The sequence below is a fragment of the Christiangramia qingdaonensis genome (genome assembly GCF_048381525.1).
Lineage (GTDB): Bacteria > Bacteroidota > Bacteroidia > Flavobacteriales > Flavobacteriaceae > Christiangramia.
On the sequence record NZ_JBLWIM010000011.1, the window covers coordinates 1 to 678 of the forward strand.

Consider the following 678-nt stretch of genomic DNA (forward strand, 5'->3'; position numbering starts at 1 on the left):
AACGGTTTCGGTTATCGCCAGTTGGCGGAGTAGGGGACGCGGATTTGTCGGATTAATGTTTGTTCGTTGGTCAACATAAATATTTTCTTTCTTAAGCTACCGCTTATTGGCGATTAACCGTTGTTATGCAGCGTTAAGCACCAGACTTATACTCATTTAAACATTTGAGTTTAGTGAAATCTTTTATTTCTTCAATTTTATTAGTTTCTGAGTTTGCTTTCCAGGCCTTAAGAACTTCTTGAATTGTATCCTTTTCGGTTCGCCTCAAAATCGCAATTATTTCTTCTGTAAGAGCATTGTCTATTTCACAATATCCAATTGAAATATATGTATCGTTTTTTAGATCTTTAATTTTAAGTGTATCGATAATTGAATAATGTTCTTGGTCATTCTGGTCTAAAGTTATTTTGTTGAATAAGACAATATTTTCTTCGTTTCTTTTTATTTGGGTGATTCTATGAGTTGAATCATAACCATCTTTAGCATACGAAGTATCTGTAATTTTATCATATTCTTTAAAAGCCGACAACTCTTTAAAATCAGAAAACGATTTTTCCATTAAATCAGTTTTATTAATTGAAGTTGATTTCTTCTTATTTTCACAACTTATTATTAGAAGTGATAAAGTCAGTATTGTAATTAGTCGTCTCATAATTTAATGCTGCATAACGGTCCCGG

The 678-nt window shown here is 31.6% G+C and carries 1 protein-coding gene; it reads right to left on the reverse strand.

The genetic code is table 11. The features are described 5' to 3' along the window. Nucleotides 1–133: 133 nt before the first annotated feature. Entirely contained in the window at nucleotides 134–652 is a 519-nt protein-coding gene (locus ACNI3T_RS04920) for a hypothetical protein (RefSeq protein WP_418226873.1), read from the reverse strand. Nucleotides 653–678 lie beyond the last annotated feature (26 nt).